1 protein-coding gene and 1 pseudogene are annotated in these 1,297 nt (G+C 64.4%); one reads left to right on the top strand and one right to left on the bottom strand.

Annotated elements, in window-relative coordinates:
- On the top strand, window positions 1–875 hold an 875-nt coding region (locus AWC17_RS08030), incomplete at its 5' end, for an IS110 family RNA-guided transposase (protein ID WP_244193481.1).
- Window positions 876–889: 14 nt separating this feature from the next.
- Here the strand turns inward: AWC17_RS08030 and AWC17_RS08025 are convergent.
- Window positions 890–1,222 (bottom strand): annotated as a pseudogene (locus tag AWC17_RS08025) (transposase); the annotation flags it as partial.
- Window positions 1,223–1,297 lie beyond the last annotated feature (75 nt).

Here is a 1,297-nt window from a genome sequence, read left to right as displayed (position 1 = left end):
GCAACACGAAAATCACCACCCCGCACCACAACTCGGCATCAGACCCAGCCCACACCAACTACCATGCAAAATCGAGGCTAACCGGGCATCGAGAGGATTTGATCGCCGACCGGGTGCGCATGATCAACCGGCTACGCGACCTGATGACCAGTGTGTTTCCCAGCCTGGAGCGGGCCTTCGACTACTCCTCGCACAAGGGAGCGTTGGTGCTGCTCACCGGCTACGCCACCCCCGATCAGATCCGCCGCATCGGACAGACCCGCCTGACGGGCTGGTTGCGCAACCGCAACGTGCGCGGCTCGGTCGACGTGGCCGCCCGCGCCATCGCCGCGGCCAGAGCACAAACGGTTGTGCTGCCCGGACAAGATCTGACGGCCGGCATCATCACCGAGCTGGCCAACGCCATCCTTGCCCTCGATGACCGACTCAAAGCCCTCGATGCCCAGATCGAGGTGACCTTCGCCCAACACCCGCACGCGGCGATCATTCAGTCCATGCCCGGCTTCGGCCCCTTTCTCGGCGCCTCGCTGTTGGTCGGCGCCAACGACTTACGCGCATTCCCCAGCGCCGGACACCTCGCGGCCGCAGCCGGACTCGTGCCCGTCCCCAACGACTCCGGCCGGCGCACCGGCAACCTGCACCGCCCACTGCGCTACAGCCGCCCGCTACGACACGTGTTCTACCTCTCGGCGCAAACCAGCATGATGCGCCCCGGACCCAACCGTGACTACTACCGCAAAAAGCGCGCCCAGGGCGCCACCCACACCCAGGCCGTCATCGCCCTGGCCCGCCGCCGCATCGACGTCTTGTGGGCACTGCTGCGCGAGAACCGAACGTGGACCGCGGCACCACCGCCGCTCACTCAAGCGGCTTGACAACACCATTGAGATTCCCAGGAACCGGGCACGGCCCGATCCTCGGCTTGGGCGGGACGATTGCTGATCGTGAACTCCTCGCCGTTGTAGACGCCGCGGCTGACATAGCGGCCCCGAGGTTTGCGTGCCGCTCGCTTGGTGGACAAGCATTTGTGCAGATCAGCACGCAAACTCCCCCGTGTTTGCACATACAGGCATTGGTAAATGGTTTCGTGGCTCACCCGGGCCTGCCTGTCATCGGGGTGATCGCTGGCCAACACATCGGCGATCAGCTTGGGACTCCACCCATCATTCATCCACGCTTCGATGAGCGCGCACAACGGATGGTCTTTGAGTTTGTACTCCTTAGACGGTATGACGAGGCTGGGGCCTCGCACACATGTGAACGTGGGTTGCCGACAGGGTGGTCCTGGCCGGTAGAG

The organism is Mycobacterium nebraskense, from assembly GCF_002102255.1.
GTDB classification, from domain to species: domain Bacteria; phylum Actinomycetota; class Actinomycetes; order Mycobacteriales; family Mycobacteriaceae; genus Mycobacterium; species Mycobacterium nebraskense.
This window is presented reverse-complemented; position numbering and strand designations above follow the sequence as displayed.